The organism is Paenibacillus sp. FSL K6-2862, from assembly GCF_038005125.1.
Taxonomy (GTDB): Bacteria; Bacillota; Bacilli; order Paenibacillales; family Paenibacillaceae; genus Paenibacillus; species Paenibacillus illinoisensis_A.
Genome location: NZ_JBBOSN010000001.1, coordinates 6472993 through 6496069 on the forward strand (window position 1 = coordinate 6472993; position 23077 = coordinate 6496069).

Annotated in this window: 22 protein-coding genes; 7 read left to right on the plus strand and 15 right to left on the minus strand. The window is 46.8% G+C overall.

The features are described 5' to 3' along the window. Position 1 precedes the first annotated feature (1 nt). Entirely contained in the window at positions 2 to 778 is a 777-nt protein-coding gene (locus MHB82_RS29265; RefSeq protein WP_341176500.1) for an isocitrate lyase/PEP mutase family protein, read from the plus strand. A 118-nt stretch (positions 779 to 896) separates the two neighbouring features. Here the strand turns inward: MHB82_RS29265 and MHB82_RS29270 are convergent, their stop codons facing one another. From MHB82_RS29270 to MHB82_RS29295, 6 genes are all read right to left on the minus strand, one after another. Next, positions 897 to 1595, minus strand: a complete 699-nt coding sequence (locus MHB82_RS29270; protein ID WP_341176501.1) for a hypothetical protein — start codon at positions 1593 to 1595, stop codon at positions 897 to 899. Beyond that, positions 1592 to 2467, minus strand: coding sequence for an ABC transporter ATP-binding protein (locus MHB82_RS29275; RefSeq protein ID WP_341176502.1), 876 nt, complete (start codon positions 2465 to 2467; stop codon positions 1592 to 1594). Before MHB82_RS29275 ends, MHB82_RS29270 begins: the two co-directional genes overlap by 4 nt. Beyond that, entirely contained in the window at positions 2464 to 2844 is a 381-nt protein-coding gene (locus MHB82_RS29280; RefSeq protein ID WP_095290679.1) for a GntR family transcriptional regulator, read from the minus strand. Before MHB82_RS29280 ends, MHB82_RS29275 begins: the two co-directional genes overlap by 4 nt. Before the next feature lie 337 nt (positions 2845 to 3181). Further along, positions 3182 to 4564 (minus strand): helix-turn-helix domain-containing protein, encoded by a 1383-nt coding sequence (locus MHB82_RS29285; protein WP_341176503.1) that lies wholly within the window; start codon positions 4562 to 4564, stop codon positions 3182 to 3184. 275 nt (positions 4565 to 4839) lie between these two features. After that, the gene (locus tag MHB82_RS29290; RefSeq protein ID WP_341176504.1) at positions 4840 to 5757 is read right to left on the minus strand and encodes an aldo/keto reductase; all 918 of its coding nucleotides are present in this window, start codon (positions 5755 to 5757) and stop codon (positions 4840 to 4842) included. 142 nt (positions 5758 to 5899) lie between these two features. Beyond that, positions 5900 to 6790, minus strand: coding sequence for a diacylglycerol/lipid kinase family protein (locus MHB82_RS29295; RefSeq protein WP_095360280.1), 891 nt, complete (start codon positions 6788 to 6790; stop codon positions 5900 to 5902). A 309-nt stretch (positions 6791 to 7099) separates the two neighbouring features. On the opposite strand from MHB82_RS29295, the gene MHB82_RS29300 reads away from it, so the two are divergent. Continuing rightward, on the plus strand, positions 7100 to 8614 hold the full coding sequence (locus MHB82_RS29300; RefSeq protein WP_341176505.1) for a leucine-rich repeat domain-containing protein: 1515 nt from the start codon (positions 7100 to 7102) through the stop codon (positions 8612 to 8614). A gap of 126 nt (positions 8615 to 8740) precedes the next feature. Here the strand turns inward: MHB82_RS29300 and MHB82_RS29305 are convergent, their stop codons facing one another. Both MHB82_RS29305 and MHB82_RS29310 read right to left on the minus strand, forming a co-directional pair. Further along, positions 8741 to 9466 carry a hypothetical protein gene (locus tag MHB82_RS29305; protein WP_341176506.1) on the minus strand — a complete coding sequence of 242 codons (726 nt, stop codon included), beginning with the start codon at positions 9464 to 9466 and terminating at the stop codon, positions 8741 to 8743. 10 nt (positions 9467 to 9476) lie between these two features. Continuing rightward, the gene (locus tag MHB82_RS29310; protein ID WP_341176507.1) at positions 9477 to 10415 is read right to left on the minus strand and encodes a macrolide 2'-phosphotransferase; all 939 of its coding nucleotides are present in this window, start codon (positions 10413 to 10415) and stop codon (positions 9477 to 9479) included. A gap of 490 nt (positions 10416 to 10905) precedes the next feature. On the opposite strand from MHB82_RS29310, the gene MHB82_RS29315 reads away from it, so the two are divergent. Continuing rightward, entirely contained in the window at positions 10906 to 12354 is a 1449-nt protein-coding gene (locus MHB82_RS29315; protein WP_341176508.1) for a DEAD/DEAH box helicase, read from the plus strand. A 300-nt stretch (positions 12355 to 12654) separates the two neighbouring features. After that, positions 12655 to 14472, plus strand: coding sequence for an AbfB domain-containing protein (locus MHB82_RS29320; protein WP_341176719.1), 1818 nt, complete (start codon positions 12655 to 12657; stop codon positions 14470 to 14472). A gap of 113 nt (positions 14473 to 14585) precedes the next feature. On the opposite strand, the gene MHB82_RS29325 is transcribed toward MHB82_RS29320, so the two are convergent. Further along, entirely contained in the window at positions 14586 to 15155 is a 570-nt protein-coding gene (locus MHB82_RS29325) for a hypothetical protein (RefSeq protein WP_341176509.1), read from the minus strand. Positions 15156 to 15442: 287 nt separating this feature from the next. Between MHB82_RS29325 and MHB82_RS29330 the strand changes: the two genes are divergently transcribed. Beyond that, a complete protein-coding gene (locus tag MHB82_RS29330) occupies positions 15443 to 16303 on the plus strand; it encodes a GNAT family N-acetyltransferase (protein ID WP_341176510.1) in 861 nt (286 codons plus the stop codon). A 62-nt stretch (positions 16304 to 16365) separates the two neighbouring features. Here MHB82_RS29330 and MHB82_RS29335 read toward each other — a convergent pair whose 3' ends face one another. From MHB82_RS29335 to MHB82_RS29345, 3 genes are all read right to left on the minus strand, one after another. Continuing rightward, positions 16366 to 16911 (minus strand): GNAT family N-acetyltransferase, encoded by a 546-nt coding sequence (locus MHB82_RS29335; RefSeq protein WP_341176511.1) that lies wholly within the window; start codon positions 16909 to 16911, stop codon positions 16366 to 16368. 158 nt (positions 16912 to 17069) lie between these two features. Then, positions 17070 to 17336: a CD3324 family protein gene (locus tag MHB82_RS29340; protein ID WP_341176512.1), complete on the minus strand. Its 267-nt coding sequence runs from the start codon at positions 17334 to 17336 to the stop codon at positions 17070 to 17072. Positions 17337 to 17621: 285 nt separating this feature from the next. Beyond that, positions 17622 to 18524: a helix-turn-helix transcriptional regulator gene (locus tag MHB82_RS29345; RefSeq protein ID WP_341176513.1), complete on the minus strand. Its 903-nt coding sequence runs from the start codon at positions 18522 to 18524 to the stop codon at positions 17622 to 17624. Between the two features lie 75 nt (positions 18525 to 18599). Between MHB82_RS29345 and MHB82_RS29350 the strand changes: the two genes are divergently transcribed. Then, the gene (locus MHB82_RS29350; RefSeq protein WP_341176514.1) at positions 18600 to 19127 is read left to right on the plus strand and encodes a dihydrofolate reductase family protein; all 528 of its coding nucleotides are present in this window, start codon (positions 18600 to 18602) and stop codon (positions 19125 to 19127) included. An 88-nt stretch (positions 19128 to 19215) separates the two neighbouring features. Here the strand turns inward: MHB82_RS29350 and MHB82_RS29355 are convergent, their stop codons facing one another. Together MHB82_RS29355 and MHB82_RS29360 are read right to left on the minus strand one after the other, a co-directional pair. Next, positions 19216 to 20340: an SGNH/GDSL hydrolase family protein gene (locus MHB82_RS29355; RefSeq protein WP_341176515.1), complete on the minus strand. Its 1125-nt coding sequence runs from the start codon at positions 20338 to 20340 to the stop codon at positions 19216 to 19218. 27 nt (positions 20341 to 20367) lie between these two features. After that, a complete protein-coding gene (locus tag MHB82_RS29360; protein ID WP_341176516.1) occupies positions 20368 to 20736 on the minus strand; it encodes a DUF4180 domain-containing protein in 369 nt (122 codons plus the stop codon). A 217-nt stretch (positions 20737 to 20953) separates the two neighbouring features. Here MHB82_RS29360 and MHB82_RS29365 point away from each other — a divergent pair, with 217 nt between their 5' ends. Further along, a complete protein-coding gene (locus tag MHB82_RS29365) occupies positions 20954 to 21571 on the plus strand; it encodes an NUDIX hydrolase (protein ID WP_341176517.1) in 618 nt (205 codons plus the stop codon). Between the two features lie 62 nt (positions 21572 to 21633). On the opposite strand, the gene MHB82_RS29370 is transcribed toward MHB82_RS29365, so the two are convergent. Next, positions 21634 to 22956, minus strand: a complete 1323-nt coding sequence (locus MHB82_RS29370) for an ATP-binding protein (RefSeq protein WP_341176518.1) — start codon at positions 22954 to 22956, stop codon at positions 21634 to 21636. Positions 22957 to 23077: the final 121 nt, after the last annotated feature.

Genomic DNA, 23077 nt, shown 5'->3' on the forward strand with positions numbered 1-23077 from the left:
TATGCATACCCTGAAGGAACAAGCAGAGCTATTTCACCAGCTGCACATCAAAGGTAATCCACTCGTGCTAATCAATGTGTGGGATGCCGGAAGTACAAAAGCCATTGAATCGATTGGAGCCACAGCCATAGCCACCGGAAGCTGGTCTGTTGCCGCGGCTCATGGTGAGCAGGACGGAGAGATCATGCCGTTTGAATGGGTGCTTTCCAATCTGGCTCGCATCACAACCAGCACTAAACTGCCTGTTACCATCGATATTGAGGGAGGGCATGGCAGGTATGCGTCAGAAGTGAAGGAGAATATCATCCGAATAATTGAACATGGTGCTGTCGGCATTAACATCGAAGATCAACTTCCTGGTGGAACAGGTCTCTATGCCATTGAGGAACTCGTCCTGCGCTTGAGAGCCGCTCGGGAAGCCGCTGAACGGATGGACATTCCCCTATTCATCAACGCTCGTACGGATATATTTCTGCAAACGGCCCCAGCGCAGCATACCTCATCCCACCTGGAAGAAGCCCTAGTACGATCCCACGCTTATGCAGAGGCAGGAGCCAGCGGGCTATTCGTTCCAGGTCTACAGGACCCACAACTCATTCAGGAATTATGTGAACGCTCCCCGATTCCAGTAAACGTAATGGTGACATCTAATGAACCAACACCAGCACAGCTCGCAAGGCTCGGGGTAGCCCGAGTAAGCTATGGACCTTATCCCTATCAGAGTGCCATGGAACACTTGAAGGATCTCGGACGAAGCATTCTACTCGAAACAAGCTAAGAAGATTACAGGTGCAGGCAGTTATATACAGAAAAACACGAGGCAGTGATGCACTCGTGTTTGTTTACGTTTGATTCCAGAGATCCACACAGCCTTCTAACGTATACCGGTAACTCTGCTACTCTCTTCTGCCCTTCATCGTAAGCGGCGCATTCTTCATCATGGGATAGGTGCATAGAATCAACCCCCAGCTCAAAGCCCCCAAGACCGTGGCAAACACCAGGATGTTGATACTCGTGAACCATTTTACTAGAACACTCAGGTCGGACAAAACGAAAGCCAGTGTAAGAATCAGGCCCAAGCCGAAGAACAGGATCAGGAAATTGCGCATCCCCAGCCGTATCCAGCAAACCGTCAAAAAGATAGATAACCCGAGGACAAGAAATCCGATCATCAAGTCAATCCAGAGATAGGACAGGAATTGATAATCACTTGAGTGCAGCCTACCCAACTGATAAAAGGTTACACCAAGCCATCCCGCTTCATGAAGCAGATGCATAATTAGATAGATCACATTCAGAATGGTAATGGTACCAACCACCATCCATGCAGAGATGAGATAGAAGGATTTCAGAAACTGAATCCGGGTGCTCCCCAGTCCAATTGCAACGGGGTACAGCGTAATGAGGCCTGCCACGGCAAATGCACAGATTCCCCCGTACATGGGCCCGAACAGCTGAGTGGTAAAAGCAACATCAAATATGAAACCCACTGCCAGATATACTGCCGTAAGCATAAGTGTAATGAGTGAGAAGAGCATCAGATACCAACGCATATCATCCAGAATCAGTCGATTTGTGCCTTTTACTGCATTCATCCCTTAAGCACCTCCTGTTTCCGCGTCAGGTTTACTAAATAGTCCTGCAGGGTAGCTTTTTCAATGGAAAGACCATGTGCCTGCGCTATATCTCTCCACTCCTTGGAGTAAGCAGCATCGATCATCACTTTTTTTGTTGACCCGAGCTGTGCAGACTCAATGATGTTTTCGCTTTGGGTAACCCGATCAACATCACGAATTAACCCTGTTAGGAGAATTCCCTTTTCGCGCATCTCTTCCATCTGTTCATGACACAGTACGCCGCCTTGATGGAGCACGATGAGTGACTCACATAACGGCTGAATCTCTTCAATATGATGGGTAGAAACCAGAATCAAACGGGGATGCTCTTCATAACTTTCAAGCAAGACATTATAGAAAAATTTGCGCTTCTCTGCATCCAGCCCGTTGGTCGGCTCATCCAGAATGGTAACACTCGCATGGCTTGCGAGGCCAAGAACCATCTGTGCAGCTGTTTTCATTCCTTTGGAAAATTTGACGATCTTCCTTTTGGACGGTAACTCAAACAGATCAATTAACCGCTCCGCCAAATCCTGATTCCACTCTGGATGGAAATACTGACCGAATCGTACCAGGTCACTTATCGTCCAATTCCTGCCCAGTGGGTGATTCTCCTGAACGTAGCAGAGATGCTTCTGAGCAGCCAGATTATTATAGGGGTCCTCCCCCATGACTTGAATGCTGCCCTGATCAGGACGGTTATGTCCAGCAAGCAAACTCATAAGTGTTGTCTTCCCGGCTCCGTTTCTCCCCCAGATCGCACTAATGACAGGCTCACTTTCATGCAATGTGACATGGTCCAAAACAGGTGTCTGATGATAACCGTAGCTTACCTGATCTACACGAATCATGACTCACTCTCCTTGTCTCTCTTGCCTTTAATCAGATCAATAATCATGTCTTCATTCATATGAATCCGTCTGGCTTCCTCGAGCAGTGGCATAATGTATTCTTCGTAAAAATGCTGCTTTCGCTCGACCAGCAGTGCATCTCTTGCTCCTTTGGCGACAAACATCCCAACACCTCGCTGTTTATAAATGATTCCTCTGTCCACAAGCTCCTGCAGCCCTTTGCGCGCTGTTGCCGGATTGATATTGTAGAACCGCGAGAGCTCATTCGTCGATGGAACCTGCTCTTCCGCTTGTAATCTGCCTTCCACAATATCATCCATAATCATCATGGCAATTTGATGAAATATGGGCTGTGATTCATCCAAAGTCGATTTCATGCCAATCCAACTTTCGTTATTTAGGTTAATTGGTTAGTTACTCATGTAACTAACTATAGTACACAGATATCCAAAAGTAAATAGCCGACTATCCCGTATTTTGATTTTTTGAATCAACAGGATCAAGTTAGTTCATCCATTTAAGATGGAGCCACCCCTCCTTTGTCATGGCAAAGGCAAACAAAAAAACGCCTCTGAATGAAAATTCAGAAGCGTTCCCATTTTCTAATCGGGTTAAGTGCCAAATCCATGATCAGCGGTTCTCATAATTGCAGGGTTTGGAGCATCCGTACTTAAGTCAGGCTCACTTGCAGGAGTTAGTATGCTTACCACAATGCTACATGTAGCTATCAGCAAAGCCAACTTTCTCTTCATTGAGTTTCTGCACCTCACTAATGATCATTTTGTACTGCTGCTTGGCTGTATCGGTCGCATAATCCCTATACTGTTCAAACAATCCGATACCCCTTAGCATACCCCTGCCGCTGCTAATTTCAATAGAAAATCTTAAACTATCAAGCACAAATCCCAAGCCTTTATGATATTCATCTTTCTTTAGATAATACGCTCCGAGATCAGCTAAAAGACGTAAATAACGATCATCTGTAACCTGCTTGCTAACCTTTCCAATTCGATTACTCTGTTCCTGATACGTAAAATAGGATTGATACTGTTCAAGAACATAATCGATATTTTCACCATAACGATTAGCGGCGGTGACTATATCGCAAAGCGCAGGAAAGATTTCATTTTCCTTGGTAGATATATATTCTAAATAGGAAGGCAGTACCTCAAACTGCCCAGCCATCAATTGATAGATATAACGATTTGCTTCAGCCCATTCCTGGAACTGAGTCATAACCAGAATTTCATCCTGATCGGGGTCTTTAACCCAGCTGTTATCCGCATATAATGAAACATATTTTAAAGCACTGTCGTAATCCTTAAGATGATAACATGCGCTTCCAGCAGCCAAATCAGAATAAAGGATATAGAAAACTATAGGCCTTTTGGTTTCTTCCTGTTTTCTTCTGCCATTCAATTCATAATGAATAGTTGCCTTCACCTTTAGCTTCTCAGACAGCTCCTGCACTTTGCTCCATCGGTGTAACGCTCCAAAAGCATTGATCAGTTCATTAAGAGCATCCAACTGATATCGTTCATCCAGGCGATCGACATAATACTCGAATTTGGCTGCGATGATCAGGTTTCTCTGCTGGTCATTGGTCAAACCCAACTTGAACAGCCGATACTGACATAGAGCGAGACGCTCCGAATGCTGCATTTTCTCACTCTCGGCGATCGTTTCATATAAGAGAATGGCTGGTTTAAATCTACCTTCGTGGTAGAATTCCTCTGCCAGATCAAATAAAAGGGGAATATACGATAGATTATCCATCATCAATTGGATAACCTCTTCAATACAATTTAGCTTGTCTAACTCCGCACAACGGTGAAGGAAGGGGCCCAGTCTTCGCCAATCGGGGGTAGCATGAACGAAACACTCATCTATATACAATTCATAGAAATGGCCTTCTTCAAGCTTCATGGCTGAAGTGATTCGGTCCAACTGCTGCATCGCAATCGGGCGATTTTTGTTCAAAATATTGCTCAGCGTACCCGAATTAATACCCGATGCTTCCGAAAAAAAACTGATGGACATCTGCTCGCGCTTTAGATAATTCTCTAAATGATCGCGAATCGTGGTTGTCGGCTCCAAACGAACACCACCCTCCCAAATTAAAGCCATATACAGGATTAACGGTTTGCAAAAGTAATTATATGTAATCCAAAAGAAAGGGTCAACATAATAATTTCAACTAATTTGTATTAATTACAATTTAATCCTTTTGGTAAAATAAACCCCGTTCCCCTATTTTATACCGGGAATGAACTCGCATCAAATCAGGAAAAAACAAAAAACACGAGCCGAATAAACGCTCGTGTTTTCGTATAAGAGAGAGTAGACTCCACGACTCTGTTTGTGAATCAGATTTAAGGCAGGATGTTGCCGGCAGCACGATAGATTTCGTACCACTCCTGGCGTGTAAGATGAACATCTCCGGCTTTCACACAGTCCTTCAGGCGTTCAATATTCGTTGTGCCAGTTACAGGCTGCATTTGAGCTGGGTGACGCAGCAACCACGCAATCGCGATGGTGGTGTTGCTCACATCATATTTGGCTGCAATCTCGTCGATCTTGGCATTCAGTTCCGGGAACTTGTCGCTGCCCAGGAATACACCTTCGAAGAAGCCATATTGGAACGGAGACCATGGCTGAATCGTGATATCGTGCAAACGGCAATAATCCAGAATACTGCCATCACGGTTCACAGCTGCATCGTTCTCCATGTTCACGTTGATCCCGCTGGAGATCATTGTTGTGTTGGTAATACTCAGCTGCAGCTGGTTGGCTACCAGCGGCTGTTTCACGTATTTTTTCAACAGTTCAATCTGGTTCGGATTCTGGTTGGATACGCCGAAATGACGCACTTTGCCTTCACGTTCCAGTTGATCAAAGGCTTCAGCCACTTCTTCTGGCTCAACCAATGCATCCGGACGGTGCAGCAGCAGAACATCAAGATACTCGGTTTTCAGACGCTGCAGAATGCCATCCACTGAATTCAGGATATGCTCTTTGGAGAAATCAAACATGCCCTTGCGGATACCGCATTTGGATTGCAAAATCATATTTTCACGAATCTGGGGATTCATCTGTATCGCCTCTGCAAAAATCTCTTCACATGCCCCGTTTCCATAAATATCAGCATGGTCGAAGAAGTTCGCACCGACTTCCATGGCGGAATGAACAAATTGTTCTGCCTCTTTGTTGCTGAGTGAATTGATTCGCATGCAGCCTACGGCCACAACTGGTACTTCAAGTGAGCTGCTGCCAAGTTTTATTGTTCTCAAGGTGATTTCCCTCCATATTCGGATATTGGTATATACTTGTCTTCCAGCTTTGATTGTGACACAGATCTGCAATCGGTTTCAATGGATTTTTAGACATCTTATATGGAAAAATGGTCGTTTTTGTCTCCATTTCTCGGCAGGCTTACATTTCTTGAGGCACGATCACTTCAATATGTTGAGGCAGGACGCTGATCTGGATAGGCAGTGCAGGCCCTTCCTCCCCGTCCACATTGGTGCGAACCGATTCCGTGCAGCTTACCCGGATCTCTTTTGCCGTAAAATAATCCACATCCTTATGGTCCTTCAGATGCCCAAACAATAAGGAGGTTCCCAGTGTCAGGCTGTTGAACACACTGATATTGCGGATTACAAAACAATGAATCAGTCCATCGTCCACGACTGCATCCGGAGACAGCTTCTCAAATCCGCCAACCGAATTGGTTAGCGCAGCAAGAAACAATGGGGATTCACCCTCCCACGTCAGCCCATCGTATTCAATCTTCAAAGGATAGGCGTGCGAGGATACGAGGTCCTTCAATCCCTCCTTCAAATAAGCCAGGGAGCCCAGCTTCGACTTGTCTTCTGATGAGACAGAAGATAACGCCTCAGCCAAAGAACCGGCTGCCACCACATTAGCGAATAGACGATCATTAATTCTCCCCAGATCCACCTTGCGTATCTGTTCTGAACCAAGCTGCTTAATGGCTTCATCCGGATCGAGAGACAGATGGAGCGCACGGGCAAAATCATTCACTGTACCTAGTGGCACAATACCCAGCCTGGGACGATGCTTCTGATCCATCATGCCATTAATGGTCTCATGCAGTGTGCCGTCTCCCCCAATGGATATGACCAGATCACAGCCACCTTGGCAGGCGTCCAGACAGTAACTGGTTGCATCACCTACCCCAGCTGTCTCATTAATCATTACTTGATATTGCTGCGATTCCAAAATTGCCTGAACTTGGGCCACGTACTGCTGCGCCTCTTCTTTTCCCGATGACGGATTGCTAATGATCATGGCTTGACGCATAAACGCCTCTCCCCTCCACCTGCACATATTTACTTCTTCTATACCCCTTCTCAGGGGAGAATGAATAACGCTCGCAGTCCAAAAGATTTTTTTGGTAAAGTTCACCTGAAGGAGTACAGATCAAGGCTTGTTTCATATAGAATAGAAGTAGAGTTGTTACCTGTCCCCTGAAATTGATGTTCCTTTTCTCGGCTGACGGGTTAATAACTAGAGAAATGTTGAGGATTCATTCCTGTTGACCTGACCTTTACAATGCGTGGATTACATAAAAGCTAGAAGAACTTTTGAATATCGGAGGGAATGCGTGCAATGAAAAGAATGGCACTACTATGTCTAATATTCATTCTAAGTATCAGTGCGTCGGGGCAAGCCATGGCCTACGCAACGATCGACTCAGGCAAAGGCATCATTGAAGATCCTGCACTGGAAAACGGACTTAAACTGATCTTGAACAAACCAGTAGATTCACCCTTAACTTCCTCCGACCTGGAACAGCTTACCGTTGTTGATCTGAGTAATGCAGGTATACAGAGCCTGTCGGGGCTCGAATATGCAACCAACCTGACACATCTCCGCCTATACGGCAATGAGATTGAGGATCTGACCCCGCTGAAGCATCTGGACCAGCTCCGGGAAATCGACGTAAGCAACAATTATATTACCTCCATTGAGGCACTCGCTGACCTGAAGGAACTGGGACGGCTGTACATCAGCAACAACTCGATCTCTTCCATAGAAGTGGTTCGTGGCTTCACCCGATTACATACGTTTTATGCCAGTGGCAATCAGATTTACAGCCTCTCCGCTTTGTCTGAACTAGAGCATCTAAAATTGCTGGAGATTTCCAACAACAAGATTACAGATCTGACTCCACTGGCTAATCAATCCGGGCTGCAGCAGCTGAACGCAGCAAATAATCAGCTTCAATCGCTGGCTCCGCTGGACGAGTTGGATAATACATTATTGAGGTTAAACGTGGCAGGCAATGAGATCTCCGACCTGACACCTCTGCAGCATATGACGCGTCTTCAGGCGCTAGACATCTCGAATAACCAAATTCAACACCTAAACGCACTTGAAGGATTGCTGCGATTAACCGAGCTTAATGCCGAATCCAATCAGGTCTACGATCTGGAGCCATTACGACAGCTCACCAAGCTGGAGGTGCTGAAGCTTGCGAACAATCGTGTATGGGATCTGACGCCGATTGCCGATTTTAATTTTACACAGGCTGTTCCCGTGAATACGGTACAGGACATCGGAGCCTCCACCTCTGTATCTCCTAACGTACTGACCCCGACGACGGAAGGGGAATCCGCCGGATTGACTGTGCAAAATAACTACCTGGATGTATCGAGTGGCAGCAGTACCATGAGTCTTCTTAACCAGATGAATGTCCGGGAACAGAAACGCACACCGCAAGGCCGTTTCCAGCGTCTGATCGAAGGATCGACCACAGCCTATGTGGGTGATCGCACATATGCCCTGGAAGCTGCACCTTTTATCCATGAAGGGCGTACGTATGTGCCACTGCGCTTTGTGTCCGAACAACTGAATGCCCAGGTGGGTTGGGATCGCAACAAACAGGAGGCCGTAATCAGGCAAGGTGATAAAACCATTCGCTGGACTGCTGGCAACAAACAGGTAGTTGTAGATGGTTCGCTCCTGATGAATGATGCTCCCTTGTTGATCGAGAACGGCACGGCTTTTGTACCTGTTCGCTTTGTTTCGGAGCAGCTTAATACGACCGTCGGATATATCGGAAGAAGCAAAACGATTCTGATTTTTGAGAATAAACAGATGGACAACAGTATTGAATCTTAAAGGTGTTACGATAAATAAGCCTACCGCAGGTTCTTGTATGAACGACATGCGATAGGCTTATTCTTTTCTTGCTATGTCTCTTGCAGAACAAGGGATAGGGCGGCGATCTCCTCTGAATGAAGGCCTCTAGCTGTGTGCTAGCTCCTTGATCTCCTGAATAAAAGAGTCCACCTGGATGCCATTCGTTTGTTCCGTAAATTCACGCAGCTCCTCGGATTCCCCTTCATATGCAGATAGCACATAATCCCCATCCACAATATAGTACGTTCCGTACCGGGTAAACGAATAACCTCCGACCTGCTCCCCTGCTGTCCCTTTCTTGACCACGGTGACGATTCTCATGCCTGGCTTGAGTTCCGGTTCCATACCTGCAAAGTCAGCATTATAAAAGAGAAATGTGTCCTCATTCACGTCCTCACCTGTTACAACCTGATGTACTTTCACCTTGTACGTAATGAACTCAGGCTTATAAGGAGCAATACCGGCAGCCCAATCCTTCATTGCAGAATCCCCTTCAGGTGTACCCGGTTCGGCCCTCAAGTCGACGCTAAAATTCGGGAGTTCGCTCACTACCTCTGCAACAATGACGGCTTCCCCGAAATTCATCATTTCTCTGAAACTCACTTCCCTCATATTGATCGTCGGTGGGACGCCAGTGGAAATTGGATATTCTTCTCTAAGTTCCTCTATCCGGTTCTGGGACAGTCTGTTCCCTGCATCTTCATGAGATTTGGAAAAAGGGTTAGAGCAACTCGTTAAAGTAATCAGTAATAAAACACTTATTAACCAATGCGTGGCACGAACCCGTTTCACAACCCCATCCCCTCCCTCATCCGGCGTACTCAGGTTCATACAGTCTGGTTTAATCCTGCGGCACATCCCAGTTAGCCATCATCCCCCTCGCCATCTCCATGGTCGACTCTTCCCCTGTGATTAGAGCAAACTTAGCAACCAGTACCGGGTAAGCAGCCCACTGCTCCCGAATATGCTCAAACATCCGGGGCCATGTTCTTCCCCCTGCCTTTTCGTACCTCTTTAACAGATCGCGCAATCCAGCATCCTGGAAAAGCCCATACAAGATCACAAAATCCTTCCCTGGATCGGCGATCTCCGCTTCCGTCCAGTCGATAAGCCCGGTTACCTGCTGTGTAGGATCGACGATAATATGCGGTGGATGCAGATCACCATGATTGAATGTGACGTGCTCAGGCCAGAAATGGTCTGTAGACACCCAATTCTCCCACCGCTCGGCGAGTTGCTCCGGCACCGTGAAGCTCTGCTTAATCTGCTCCATATTGGCGGCAAACTCCTGGCGCACTTCCCTAGGCGTCTTGCTCCGCACTCCGCCTTGTACCGCTGCATTCGCATCAATGCCATGCAGTTGTACGAGTGCAGCGGCCAGCGAATCGAAAAATACATCCGACAGGTCTTCCTGCGGAAAGCGCCATGCATATCCTCCCCCAGCAGGATCGACCACAGCAATCGGTTCACCGTCCAGCAAGGGGTAAGCAATCAGCTCCGGTGTACAAATTTTCCAATCCGGCACCTTAACAGACAGGTGCTTCTTCACAACCCCCAGCACTTGACGCTCATTTTCAGCACGCTCCCATACGTCTCCACGTCTCGGCTGTCGCAGAACCCACTTTTGCCCACTCTCATCCGTAGCAAAGGCCACCCTGAAGTCCATCCCGGACTCATTGATTTCCATCGAATCTTTGCGGATTCGAAGCCCATTCTGTTCAGCAAGCAGCCATATATCCTGCTGAAGTTTTACCTGTTCATTCGAAATTGGTCCTGTCATACCCATTCCTCCTCTTTTCCTCAGAAAAATAAAAAACACAGACATTCACGCCTGTGCCTTGATCTCGGATTAAGGGATATACCTAAATATGTGCAGTCCAATAGTGGTACATCAAAGAACCACTCCTACGCAAGAGTGTCCACTATCGATTACGGCATACGTGTAAATAGGCAAACCTCTCCCGATTATCTGCACACAGGCAGCAAGCAGCAACGCGCAAACAAACGTTTCGCTACTATCTCAATCGGAAAAAATGTGCCACACGTATCCCTCCGTTCAGTAAGTTACCCCTATGCTAACATATTCCAATTCCTGGTTCCAGCATGAGTTTCCTGATTTGCCCATTCACCCAGATCAATTCCTTCGCTGGCCTTCCTGCATATAGAGTATAATGAACAGGTATACGATATAGGTATGGTGTAATGCTTATAGTAAGCATCCTGCACGTCTCTGGTATGAGTACTTAAAACTAATGCAAAAGAGGTTAACAATGAGCAAGCAACAATTCAAAGATTATAAACTTGGCGAAGAGATCGTCCGGGCACTGGATAGCCTGGGTTATGAAACGCCAACAGAGGTTCAGACTGAAGTAGTTCCGGTCGCTTTGGAAAATAAAGACCTCGTGGTCAAATCACAGACTGGCAGTGGTAAAACAGCTGCGTATGGTATTCCGATCTGTGAGCTGGTGGAATGGAATGAAAATAAACCGCAGGCTTTGATTCTCACACCAACCCGTGAACTGGCCTTGCAGGTCAATGAAGACATCACCAACATTGGACGCTATAAGCGGATTAAAGCCACGGCACTCTATGGACAATCTCCTTTTTATATTCAAAAAGCAGAGCTAAAACAAAGAACACATGTCGCCGTAGGTACGCCGGGACGTGTGCTGGACCATATCGAACGCGGCACGCTGCCGCTCGAACGGATTGCCTATCTCGTCATTGACGAGGCGGATGAAATGCTGAACATGGGCTTTATTGAAACGGTACAAGCTATCATTCAGGCCCTGCCTCGCGAGCGCGTAACGATGTTATTCTCCGCTACATTCCCTGAGGATGTTGCCCGTCTCTCACGCAAGTATATGGATAATCCGGTAGAGATCGAGATCAAAGCAAGTGGTCTCACAACAGCTACAATAGAACACGAGGTTGTTCGGGTTTCCGAAGTCAACAAGACGGCTGTGCTGGAGGATCTGTTCATCGTGGAAAATCCGGACAGCTGCATTGTCTTCTGTCGTACGCAGGAGAACGTGGATAAATTGTTCCGGGTGATGGCTGACCTGGACTACCCAGCAGACCGAATCCACGGAGGCATGGAGCAGGACGAGCGGATTGAAGTCATGAATGCATTCAGAAGAGGCCAATTCCGTTATTTGGTTGCAACCGATGTTGCAGCACGCGGGATTGATATCACGAATATCACTCATGTCATCAACTATGATATTCCGCTTGAAAAAGAGAGCTATGTGCACCGCACAGGCCGTACCGGACGTGCTGGTAAGACAGGTAAGGCCATCACGCTGGTTACGCCGAAGGATGGCAGACGCCTGGCCGAGATTGAATCCTATATCGGATTCGAGATCCCGGTCGTTCCGGCCCCATCTGAAGAAGCTGTCGATCGCCGCAGGGAAGAATTCGAGAAACGTCTGAAGATTGTACCTGAACGCAAAAAAGACAAGCGTGAGCAGCTGAACCAGCAGATCATGAAGCTGAACTTCAACGGCGGCAAGAAGAAAAAGCTGCGTGCCGTGGACTTTGTAGGTACCATCGCCAAACTGGAGGGCGTCACCGCAGATGATATCGGGATTATTACCATTCTCGATAATGTGACCGATGTGGAGATTCTGAACGGCAAAGGCCCGCTTGTACTGGAAATGATGCAAAACACAACGGTCAAGGGGAAACAGCTGAAGGTCCGCAAAGGGAAGCATGTGTAAGCAGAAGATACGAATTTAATATATCTGAGAAGAGGGAGTGTCTTGAGGCACTCCCTCTTTGATTTATGCAGGTTTTCAGCAAGTGGATGAACACGTCTTATAAAAAACGCCCTGCTCTCGCCGCTTTATATCGAAAAGCACTCCTTTGTTCATCAATGGATGAATTGTTCACTTGAAACGAATGGAAGTCCAGCTAGAATATATGTGAAAGCGCTACACTTTGCTCATAACCTTGGGGAGGTGCATGTAATGAGAAGCAGGAAGCATGCATGGATTCTGGTTCTGACCCTGACACTGACGATGTTTGGCTTCCATCCAGAACGAACGGACGCGGCAAATGTAACCATTAGCAATGGCTCCGATTGGCTGGATACCTCAGGTAACCCCATTCATGCAAACAGCGGCAATATTCTGAAAGTGGGGAGCACGTATTATTGGTATGGTGAGCATGCGGTAGGTGGCAAGTTTGACAGTGTTAACGTCTATACTTCAACCGATCTGAAAAACTGGACATTCAGCAATGCCATCCTCACCAAGGATTCCGCAACGGAGCTTGCCTCCAGCAAGATTGAGCGCCCCAAAGTGATCTACAATCCCGCTACGCAGCAGTATGTGCTCTGGGCACATTATGAGAACGGAACGGATTACAATCTGGGACGTGTCGCCGTAGCGACCAGTAATACACCGAATGGCAAATTTACCTATGAGGGCAGCTTTCGGCCACTGGACTATGAGTCCCGTGATATGACGGTGTTTGTAGACACCGATGGTACGGGCTATCTCATCAGTGCCTCACGCAAGAATGGCGGCGCGAACGATACGATGGCCATTTTCAAAATGAATGCAAGTTATACAGGTGTTGAATCCTTTGTTGGCTGGTTATTTGAGAACAGCTACCGAGAGGCTCCTGCCGTTGTGAAAAAGGGAAACCGCTATTACCTCTTCACCTCCCAGGCCGCTGGCTGGTATCCGAATCAGGGGGCTTATGCGACAGCCACATCTATGACTGGACCATGGTCTGCACTGACCCCTTATGGCAATCCTTCTGCCTTTGGATCACAGATTCATGATATTGCCACGATTACGGGCAGCAGCACCACGTCCTATATTTATATGGGAGACCGCTGGAATCCAATGAATCTGGGCGAGCATAAACATATCTGGCTCCCTCTGACCCTGAACGATACCAACGGAACGGCATCACTGGAGTGGTATAAGGATTGGAGTATCGATGCTGCGACAGGTACAGTAGCGCCGTCCTCTCTCGTCAACCACGCTCAAGGCAAAACAGCTACGGCCATATCGACAGCCTCCGGTTCGTCCGCTGCCCATGTGAATGACGGCAACTACCAGACTTCGTGGGCGGCCTCTTCCAATACATGGCCTGCATGGTGGCAGGTTGACTTCGGAGCGCCGAAGACCATTACCGAGATCGATATCTCCTGGTTTATGTATAAAGGATCGGAGGGGTATTACAAATACAAGATTGAGATCAGCAACGATGGCGTCAACTATTCCACACTGGATCGGACCAATAACCTGACCTATGGGTTTACCACAGATGCAGTGCACTTTACGGCCCGCTATGTACGTATCAACATGGTGAATGCCGTGCTGTGGAACAACCCTGGTAATTGGTACACTCCAACGCTGCACGAGGTCAAAATGCTGGGTCCTGCTGCCCCGGAAGCGACAGGCTACAGCCAGTTCAGCTCACATAACTATCCGGACCGTTATATCCGGCATTCCAATTTCACAGCTCGTATTGATGCGAATGTCTCGCCTGTACTGGACTCCCAATTCCGCGTTGTTCCTGGTCTCGCCAGCTCTACAGGCATTTCGCTGGAGTCAGTCAACTACCCGGGGTATTTCCTGAAGCGTAACAGCAGCAACAAAATTGTGCTTGAAGCCTATGCAGACACAGCCGCTTATAAGGGAGATGCAACATTCCTGAGCAGCCCCGGCTGGGCAGACAGCTCCAAAATATCACTTCAATCGTACAGCCAACCCGGGTATTACATCCGGCACTATGACTACGTACTTCAGCTGGATACCATTAATGCATCCAGCAGCTCTACCGTGAGAAGTGATGCCACGTTTGGGCGAACCAACTTCTAGTTTGACGTTGTGAAGTCTGATCTCATCTGTAGGATCCCACTATCCAAAAGGCTGCATCTTAGAATTTGATCTAAGAGTGCAGCCTTTTGTTATCTTGATCGTTTCGTATCATGCTACTCTTTTACTTCATAAGCGATATCTTGCAATTCTTTGATATTATAGGTGTCGTCCTGAATACGCCATTCGCCTTGGTCCTGTAAAAAGGTGATATCACCCGATAACGGAATGTTTTTCAACTGTTGGCCTTCTCGATCTGCAAAGACCAGATTCAGTGTGTATTCTACGAGGATCCAATCGTTCTTGCTCTCTTTGATCTCGACGAGTATATTTTCCGGATGGAGTAGAGCCTTCTCCTTGTCTGCCACCATAAGAGGTAACGTTGCATACCGATTAGCCATGTAGGACTCATAGTTCTTCTCCGTCAAAAATGGTTTCATCGTCTCCCCTTTGGCCAATAGACCCTCTACGGTTAGAGTATCTTCATAATCTGCGTAATCAACAGTTAATTCTGTTTTCTTATATTCCAGGGACATATCCAGAGCCTTCTGTTCATCCTGAGCCGTAGCCTTCTCGCTCGTTGGTATATTCTGCTGGCTGGTTGGGGGTGTGCTCTCCTGAACAGGATTAGTCGTATTGGATTCAGTACATCCCATAATAATTCCTGAAAGTAATAACGTACTCATAACGCAGACTAATTTACGCATTCCACCAAATCCTTTCGCATCTTCATTACTTTCAATTATCGCCTTTATTTGGTTAAAATGTCCAGTAATTAGACAGATTCGCATGAATTACATTATCGATCTCATAAGGCTGGTTCTTCATAATCGATTATGTTATAGTCGACGTGAATTGATTGGGAGGCGATAATATGATGAACAAAATCATTACAACTGGACCCATTTCGAAGGATAGCGCCTGCTTGGTCCAATAACTGCGTGGTTCCTTCACCTATGAAGGTGTGAATGCAATGTCAACATATCAAGTCGTTCCGATGATATATGATTCTAAGGAACAGATTGGTTCCATTATTATACTTGAACAGCAATGTAAACAACTCGATTCCATTCATCTGAAAGCAGACCTTGATCATATCAGCAGAAAAGATGGAGACCATGCACTCCTATGTTACCTTAACGACCAACTGGTCGGACTCCTTAGTTGGTACCCCTCAGACGGGGTAACCGGAAACATCAATGCCATTGTACATCCACACCATCGCCGCAAAGGTGTGTTTCACAGCTTACTAGGGCGAGCAGTTGAAGACATGAAACCGCAAGGAATTACCCAGCTCAGCTATCGTGTACCTCAGAGCTTGCCTCCCGGGCTTCTTACCGCTCAGTCACTTGGTGCTGTTCATGATCGTTCGGAGTACTCCATGCAGCTTATGAACATGTCCCTCCCAGCTAATGAACAGGTTGAGCTAACCTTGTCAGTGGCTAAACCGCAAGATTTTGAGTTTATGGTCAGCTGCTCAGCGCAGGCTTTTGGAGATTCAGAAGGTTGGACCCGCAATTATTTCACGCAAACGAACGAACCCAGTCGGGTAACCTACATTGCCTGGAGGGATGAACTACCTGTTGGACTGGTTCGGATCAATTCCATTAATGAGACAACAGCATTTATTCATAACTTCTGTATCCTGCCTGCATATCAAGGCCAGAAGCTGGGCCGCCAAGTTCTTACCCTGCTCGTTGAGCTGCTTCTGAAGCAGAAAAATACGGATATTCGCTTGTCCGTTGTTACTGAAAACGAGCGTGCTCTGAGTTTATACCGCAGTGTTGGCTTTGAGGTGAATTCCGAGTATCAATATTTCATCGGCAGCTTATAAAGGGTAGGTGCTGAGGACTGTTTTCCCCATAAGGAAAGCGGTCTTTTTTATGTCCCTTTTCATCAACGGTTTGAAAATCTGAAGATCAACTTATAACCATCCGTCGTTTGTCCGTATAATTCTTCGTACTTTCCCTTGGTGTAATTGGACAGTGTTTTACGCCAGAACTGCTGCCCTGTCCTATTCTTCTCTGATGGATTCGTGAATAATTCCCAGTCCCCTTTAAACTTGTCGAAGACATTCGATGCAGCATATTCTGCAATTCCTCTACCTCTGTAAGGCTGCATCAAAAAGAACTCGTGTACAAAAAAATCAACATCTTTTGAGCAATAGGGCGAAGTTGCCACCAGGACAAAACCCGCTGGAACCTCATCTGCCATGATCAGAAACGGATAGAGGGAGCCCGGTTTTTCCCACCATATGTTTTGGACATCGTATTGATCCTGTAATGTCCGATAATCATTGCTGTTCTCAAAGATGCCATGTTGATTCGGAGTATGGTCTGCCTCTAACCCATAATGCCCGGAAAGGTCATGCAGATATAGAGGATACATATTTTTGATAATATACGCTTGGTCTTCAGTCGTTAAAATCACTTCAATGTTCATACGTAAACAACCTCCGTATTCAATCTACAAATCCCGTTGTACAGGGTGATAATTTCATTGTATGTTCTTTCACTATATATGAAGGTGTAACGAACATTTAATAACGGATCTTTACACAAAAAAACCACATTAGATTTCTCTAATGCGGCTCTTCATCTTTATTTCTTGGAATACACAATTTTCTTGATACTATCGATGGACAGGAAAAAACGTTCGGTCAGCTCATGCACGGTTAAACCTGCAGCGAACAGGCGCCGGATCTGCTCATTACGCTCTCTCACAACAGCCCTGCTGCCCGATTTTTCGCCCCACCTTTTATGAGCTTCCTTGGGTTTTGGAATGTAAACTAGCCCACCTGGGATGTGCCTCTGGATCTCTTTTAATAATTCTTCCGGCAAGATCGCATCTGCATTGATATAATTCATGCTGCTCCGCTCCTTAAAATTAGTCTTTAAGGCAGCAGAGTCCTACGACGTACACTTCTGAGTTCTATGTGGCGGAAAGGAAAGTCATGGCTCTATGCAAACAACCGCCGTTGTTCATCGCATGGACTCTGCATAGAGCGGATCGTGAAACTTCTTATGAATTGAATCATGGTAGCCCCCCATTCGGCACCCATATGTTAGGCGCTGTTTGATTCCTGCACGTTAATCCATTCGATCGACGCACGGCGATATCCTCCTGATCAGCATCATTCCATCGCCTCCACATTAAGAATACTGGCTCCAACTCTTCTCCAGCATCTCCCGAACAGCCTGCTGCAATGGTTCTGGCGAGACCACTTTAACTTCAGGACCGTAGGCAAGCAGCTTCCGTGCAGTGAATGGGAATTCCTCCAGGGGAACCAGCCCTCGCCATTCATGGCCTTGAATCGACTGGAACAGCACATCCGAATGTGCGAGCCTTGTACCAAACTCGGTGAACTGCAGCACCACTTCCACGCCTTCCCTGTTGTCGTCGGATTTAAACCACGCTTGCAAACTGGGAATGGACTCATCTATGGAATCAAGCACGCTCAATTGCTGCATGCGGTCCACGCGATATAACAACACGTGCTCCTTATGACGTGCAGGCATATACCAAAATCCATTTTCATAGTAGATGCCAATGGGATAGGCCTGTGTTTCTTTTCTTCCTTTTCGGGAATGATACGTAAATTCAATTTCTCTTTTATCTACAGCAGCATGAAGGATTTCCGTCGTCAACATCTCTGCGTGCTCACCCGGATGCTGTACAAATGTCACATGCTCTCTCATGCGTACAATCAGGTCCTGCACATCCTGCGGCAAACTGGAGAAATACTGTTCGGCCAAATGCTCGCGCATGGATCCGTACGGAAAATCCGGGACCTGCTGCAAATATTCGATCATCAGAAACAGACCGAGCGCCTCGTTCTGTGTCAGCTGCAGGGGCGGCAGAATTCGATTAGGCAAAACCCTGTAACCCCCATTCACGCCGACCTCCGTGTACAATGGAAACCCCATCTCCTGCAGCGCATCCAAGTCACGCTGAATGGTACGGACGGATACACCGAATCGTTCCGCCAGTTCACGAGCTGTAAACTTTTTTCTTGAATCCATCAGTCTCATTATGGCTAGTTTTCGACCATTCATGATTCCACCACCTAACTACGTCAACATTTGTCATAGTTAGAGTGTATCATATGAAACAGAAGGGAGCGATCTATAATGTCCAATAAAGTAGTGCTGTATATTGCGATGAGTCTGGATGGTTATATTGCAAGAAAGGACGGTTCGGTAGATTGGCTGTTTGACGTGGAAGGGGACGGTGGAGATAACGGGTATGCTGCATTTTATCAAACGATTGGAACGGTGGTCATGGGCCGGACCACGTACGAAGATGTGCTTAAGCTATCCGAAGATTTCCCTTATGCAGACCGACCCACATATGTACTCTCCCGTTCGGAGCAGCCACCCGCCCCACATGTGCAGTTTACAACCGAGCAAGTGGAGAGCCTGATTCCCCATTTACAGCAGGCATCCGATGCCGATGTATGGATCGTTGGCGGCGGCCAGGTGGTTCAGGCTGTTATGGAAAAACGGCTGCTTCATGAAATTGAAGTGGCCATCATTCCGAAAATTCTCGGAGAAGGTATCCCCTTATTTCCCGAGGGAATTGTACCGAGTAATCTGAAGATGATGGGAACACAGACACTCGGTCAGATCATATCCATCCGTTATCAGGTTCAGATTTAACCCAACCAATACGAGAAAAAGACCACGCTTCCCCAAAGAAGTGTGGTCTTTGTTTTATTCAGGCCAGCCCTTAGTACGGCATTCCTCTTTAAGCCAGAATTCCTTGCAGGTATTCCGTTAACGTCTCTGCTGCCCGCCGGTGGGATAACTCACCCGGATGAGTCCGAGCCCCAATCGTCTCTTTCGTTGTATCCGGGAGCTGCAGGACTGATACCCCCCTGTCGCCTGTCCGCTTCGTATAACGATCTACTGCACGATAGATGGCTGGCATCATGGGAAAACCAAGCATGCCATAGGCCCAGACAAGCTGAGCCTTCGGATTATTCTTACGGAGTTTGCCCAGGAACTGGTCTACCGCATTCTCAAAAGCGCTCAAGTCCTCTTCATGATAGCTCCCGTCTTCGTTTAAACGCTGCTTATGTACATTTCCAGTTACGGGATCTCTCCATTCTGGTGTCTGGAAGGCACCTCCATCGTTGCTTCCCAGGTTGATCACAACCACGTCCGGCTGCCAGGACTCAAAATCATACGGGTCCCCGGCTCCGAGTGCCTGGTTATTCTCACCTGTGAGCAGACCACAGACTTGTTCATAATAATCAGGAATGTTATTGTTCGGATTGTTATCCCAGCTGGTGAGTACACCCCAACCACTCTGGGAAACTACCCTGTAGTCCGCGTTCATTGCTTCTGCTGTCATGTACGTATAGTTATGTATCGCGCTGAACCACATTGGAATCCAGTCTTCTTCCGCTCTGGCCCCTATTGCGCCTTCTCCTGATGTGATGCTATCCCCAATAAACTCAATTTTGAACGGCTTCTCTTCCACAGGCAGGAATGCACCATCCGACTTCAGGGCATAGAACTGCAATAAGCAGCCCGGGTCTGCGCTCATGGCTTGCACATCCTTGACGATGCGTACGTTCTTCACTGTACCTTCGCTCATGCCCCGGAAGATACAGATCCAATACCGTCCTGCTGTAACCATCTGCCTGCTAACAGGAACTCCATTGATCAGGATACTGATCCACGGTTCATGGATATCGTAGTCCGACTCCACTTCCACCCAGAGCTCAGATCCTGTGACCCGAAGTTCAATTGCACTGCCTGTCCAAAATAACGTCAGCGGTGCCCGCTGCTCTGTTGTCCTGCCATGTACCTTCAGATTTTGTACCTCAGACAGAACATGCACCTGTAACTTGTCACTCTCTTTCACCCGGTATTCCTCCTCTACGAATAATAACTAATCCAAGCCATGCAGGATATGAAGCGCTTCCTCTTTTGTTTTTACGAAGAATACATGCTTGCCATTATTGCACTCATAAATGAAATCCTTCAGACTTTTGCTGCTGTAGGCGTCAAAATCACCAATGATGGCAAGCTTCACCTGGTAGTTAACATACTTTTGCAAAATCTCACCAGCCAGCTTCGTCTTCAGATCGAAGAATTCTTCCGTAATGTTGGATTTGTCGATGATCAGCTTGTATGCCTCGTTCAGATAATTTATCGATGCCATCAGATCCAGTGCATCTTGGACTTCGCTGATGACGATGTCGTCACTCTCAATAATAGCCACCTTGGAGTTACCCTGTTGATCGATCATAATATCCATTTCACGTGCTCCTTCCATATCTCATTTCCCTATACTATCTCGCAAATCCTTCGTAAAAAGCAATGTGTTTTTCACAATCGGAATGGAAATTTTCAGTCTTCCGACATTCTGGGTTTGCTTCTTATTTGTAATCATTCGCTGGAATTCCTCTGCTATAATGGATTTATTTCCTATAGAAATTATATCTCGTGATTTGCCTAAGAAAGAGGGATGTACCATGGACATGAAGTGGCTCGATTGGGCTAAACAGATTCAGGCTATTGCTCAGACCGGTTTAACTTATGGCAAAGATGTATACGATATCGAACGCTACGAGGAATTGAGAAAGATTAGTGTGGATATCCTGGCTAACTATACTTCTGTAAACAAGGAGAAGATATCACTCACTTTCGCAAGTGATTCCGGATATGCAACGCCCAAAGTCGATATTCGAGGTGTTGTGTTCAAAGACAACAAAATTCTTTTGGTGCAGGAAAAAATCGATGGAGCCTGGGCATTGCCAGGGGGCTGGAGCGACATCGGTCTCTCTCCATCGGAAGTAGCCGTGAAGGAAATCAAGGAAGAATCCGGCTTCGATGTAGTGCCCCTGCGCCTATTGGCCGTATTGGATAAGAAATTCCATAGCCACCCACCCGAACCTTATCATGTATACAAAATGTTTATTCAATGCGAGATTACAGGTGGTACAGCTGAATCCGGTGTGGAAACCAGTGCAGTCCAGTTCTTCGACAGGCATGATCTGCCTGAGCTTTCGCTTGAAAGAAATACAGCAGAGCAGGTGAAGACCATGTTTGAATTTCTGGATCATCCCACCAAAGAAGTCATTTTGGATTAAAGTCGAACACGCCAGATAGCGACTCTCCCTTAAGTAGGGTACAGTCGCTATCTTTCTGTTTATCACAGATTTTGATCTGGACGGATCGTGTTCTCGAGTTCCGCACCTTTAATCAGGTTCCTTTTGGGAATCAACACATCAAAGGCAGTTCCTTGCCCGCCTTGCTCTGCATACTCCACCGTGATATGTCCCTCCATGGACTGGACAATATCTCGAACATGGGACAGACCAATTCCTGTTGCGGCAATACCTGCCTGATTGAATTTTGTCGTATAGCCAGGCTCGAAAATAATATTTCGCTTGGCTTCAGGTATTCCTTTGCCAGAATCGATTACTGCAAAATGTACATCCTCATCCTGTTCATATACCTGTATCCGAATAGTCCCTTCGAGCTCGATCACTTCCACAGCATTGGCGATCAGATTGTTCATCACCGTTAAGAGTGGAATGTAAAAAGGCGACTCACAATCATACTGCTGCTCCATTTGAATTTGTATTCTTTTATCCAGCATCTCAGCGTATTTAAGATTGCCCTTCACGGCAAAATTCAGCACCTCCGACAGGCTCATGTTGACTGCCTTCTCACTGTCATATAGTTTCAGCAGTCCGGCCAGGATGCGCTGCGAGTCTTTCTTCACCTCATGGATCTGCTGAGCAATCCCCAGTGTCCGCTGACTGTATTGATTCATTTCTTGTTCCCTTAGATCCCGATATAGGTCGTAGCTATCCGCCGTTATGTCTTCGATTGTCTTCATGGCCTTTTTCAGATAAAAGACCTCGCCGTAGAGACCGGAGTTTACATTGAGCATTTGCTCCATCCGCTTCTCCTGCTCGGCATGCATGAGCCTCATCTGTCTTACCGCGATACTGTTATACAAACCGCTGATGAAATAACTTCGCAGCCCACCCACAACGAGCAGATACAGCCATTCTCTCATATCGAAGATGCTGGTCCCATTCAATACACCGCGAATGAAAAGCTCAATGAGATTGGAGGAAAAATCCACACATGTAATTAAGCCACCCAGGAGCAGTGGTTGGATCTCGTGGAACCTGCTCTTGAACTTGCTAAGACCATAAGAGAAGGCAATGTAATAGATGCCCGCTCCGATGTTGTCATGCAAACTTTCCAGGACCGACATCGAGTTCACATCGTACAGTAAATCTACGGATTGAACGATAAAGCTCACGATGCCCGTCAGAATCCCCGTCTTCACATAAGACAGATGCGGCATGATCATAAGCAGGAACAATAGGATACTTACGCCCAAGCCAATTCGAAAATAGTCTTCCTGAAAAGGATTGATCTTAAATTGCGCACCAATGGCTGTAGCCAGGGCAACCGCCGTCATTTGTACATTCTCATTTTTAAGCCAATTACGCATATTTTTCTCCTACATGCCCGATTAGCGCTTGCGAATACCGTCCGGGCTTCTAATGCTGTATATAGTAACATACGCATTCATCTTTAGAAAATTAACGATGCAGCATAGCAGCATCCGAGAG

What these genes read in the sequence shown, in the direction of transcription:
- MHB82_RS29315 (WP_341176508.1), top strand. Translation starts at nt 10,906, where the DNA reads ATGAGCAAGCAACAATTCAAAGATTATAAACTTGGCGAAGAGATCGTC.
- MHB82_RS29330 (WP_341176510.1), top strand. Translation starts at nt 15,443, where the DNA reads ATGTCAACATATCAAGTCGTTCCGATGATATATGATTCTAAGGAACAG.
- MHB82_RS29335 (WP_341176511.1), bottom strand. Translation starts at nt 16,911, where the DNA reads ATGAACATTGAAGTGATTTTAACGACTGAAGACCAAGCGTATATTATC.
- MHB82_RS29280 (WP_095290679.1), bottom strand. Translation starts at nt 2,844, where the DNA reads ATGAAATCGACTTTGGATGAATCACAGCCCATATTTCATCAAATTGCC.
- MHB82_RS29360 (WP_341176516.1), bottom strand. Translation starts at nt 20,736, where the DNA reads ATGGATATTATGATCGATCAACAGGGTAACTCCAAGGTGGCTATTATT.
- MHB82_RS29370 (WP_341176518.1), bottom strand. Translation starts at nt 22,956, where the DNA reads ATGCGTAATTGGCTTAAAAATGAGAATGTACAAATGACGGCGGTTGCC.
- MHB82_RS29345 (WP_341176513.1), bottom strand. Translation starts at nt 18,524, where the DNA reads ATGAATGGTCGAAAACTAGCCATAATGAGACTGATGGATTCAAGAAAA.
- MHB82_RS29365 (WP_341176517.1), top strand. Translation starts at nt 20,954, where the DNA reads ATGGACATGAAGTGGCTCGATTGGGCTAAACAGATTCAGGCTATTGCT.
- MHB82_RS29350 (WP_341176514.1), top strand. Translation starts at nt 18,600, where the DNA reads ATGTCCAATAAAGTAGTGCTGTATATTGCGATGAGTCTGGATGGTTAT.
- MHB82_RS29265 (WP_341176500.1), top strand. Translation starts at nt 2, where the DNA reads ATGCATACCCTGAAGGAACAAGCAGAGCTATTTCACCAGCTGCACATC.
- MHB82_RS29340 (WP_341176512.1), bottom strand. Translation starts at nt 17,336, where the DNA reads ATGAATTATATCAATGCAGATGCGATCTTGCCGGAAGAATTATTAAAA.
- MHB82_RS29320 (WP_341176719.1), top strand. Translation starts at nt 12,655, where the DNA reads ATGTTTGGCTTCCATCCAGAACGAACGGACGCGGCAAATGTAACCATT.
- MHB82_RS29325 (WP_341176509.1), bottom strand. Translation starts at nt 15,155, where the DNA reads ATGAGTACGTTATTACTTTCAGGAATTATTATGGGATGTACTGAATCC.
- MHB82_RS29270 (WP_341176501.1), bottom strand. Translation starts at nt 1,595, where the DNA reads ATGAATGCAGTAAAAGGCACAAATCGACTGATTCTGGATGATATGCGT.
- MHB82_RS29305 (WP_341176506.1), bottom strand. Translation starts at nt 9,466, where the DNA reads ATGAACCTGAGTACGCCGGATGAGGGAGGGGATGGGGTTGTGAAACGG.
- MHB82_RS29310 (WP_341176507.1), bottom strand. Translation starts at nt 10,415, where the DNA reads ATGACAGGACCAATTTCGAATGAACAGGTAAAACTTCAGCAGGATATA.
- MHB82_RS29295 (WP_095360280.1), bottom strand. Translation starts at nt 6,790, where the DNA reads ATGCGTCAAGCCATGATCATTAGCAATCCGTCATCGGGAAAAGAAGAG.
- MHB82_RS29275 (WP_341176502.1), bottom strand. Translation starts at nt 2,467, where the DNA reads ATGATTCGTGTAGATCAGGTAAGCTACGGTTATCATCAGACACCTGTT.
- MHB82_RS29300 (WP_341176505.1), top strand. Translation starts at nt 7,100, where the DNA reads ATGAAAAGAATGGCACTACTATGTCTAATATTCATTCTAAGTATCAGT.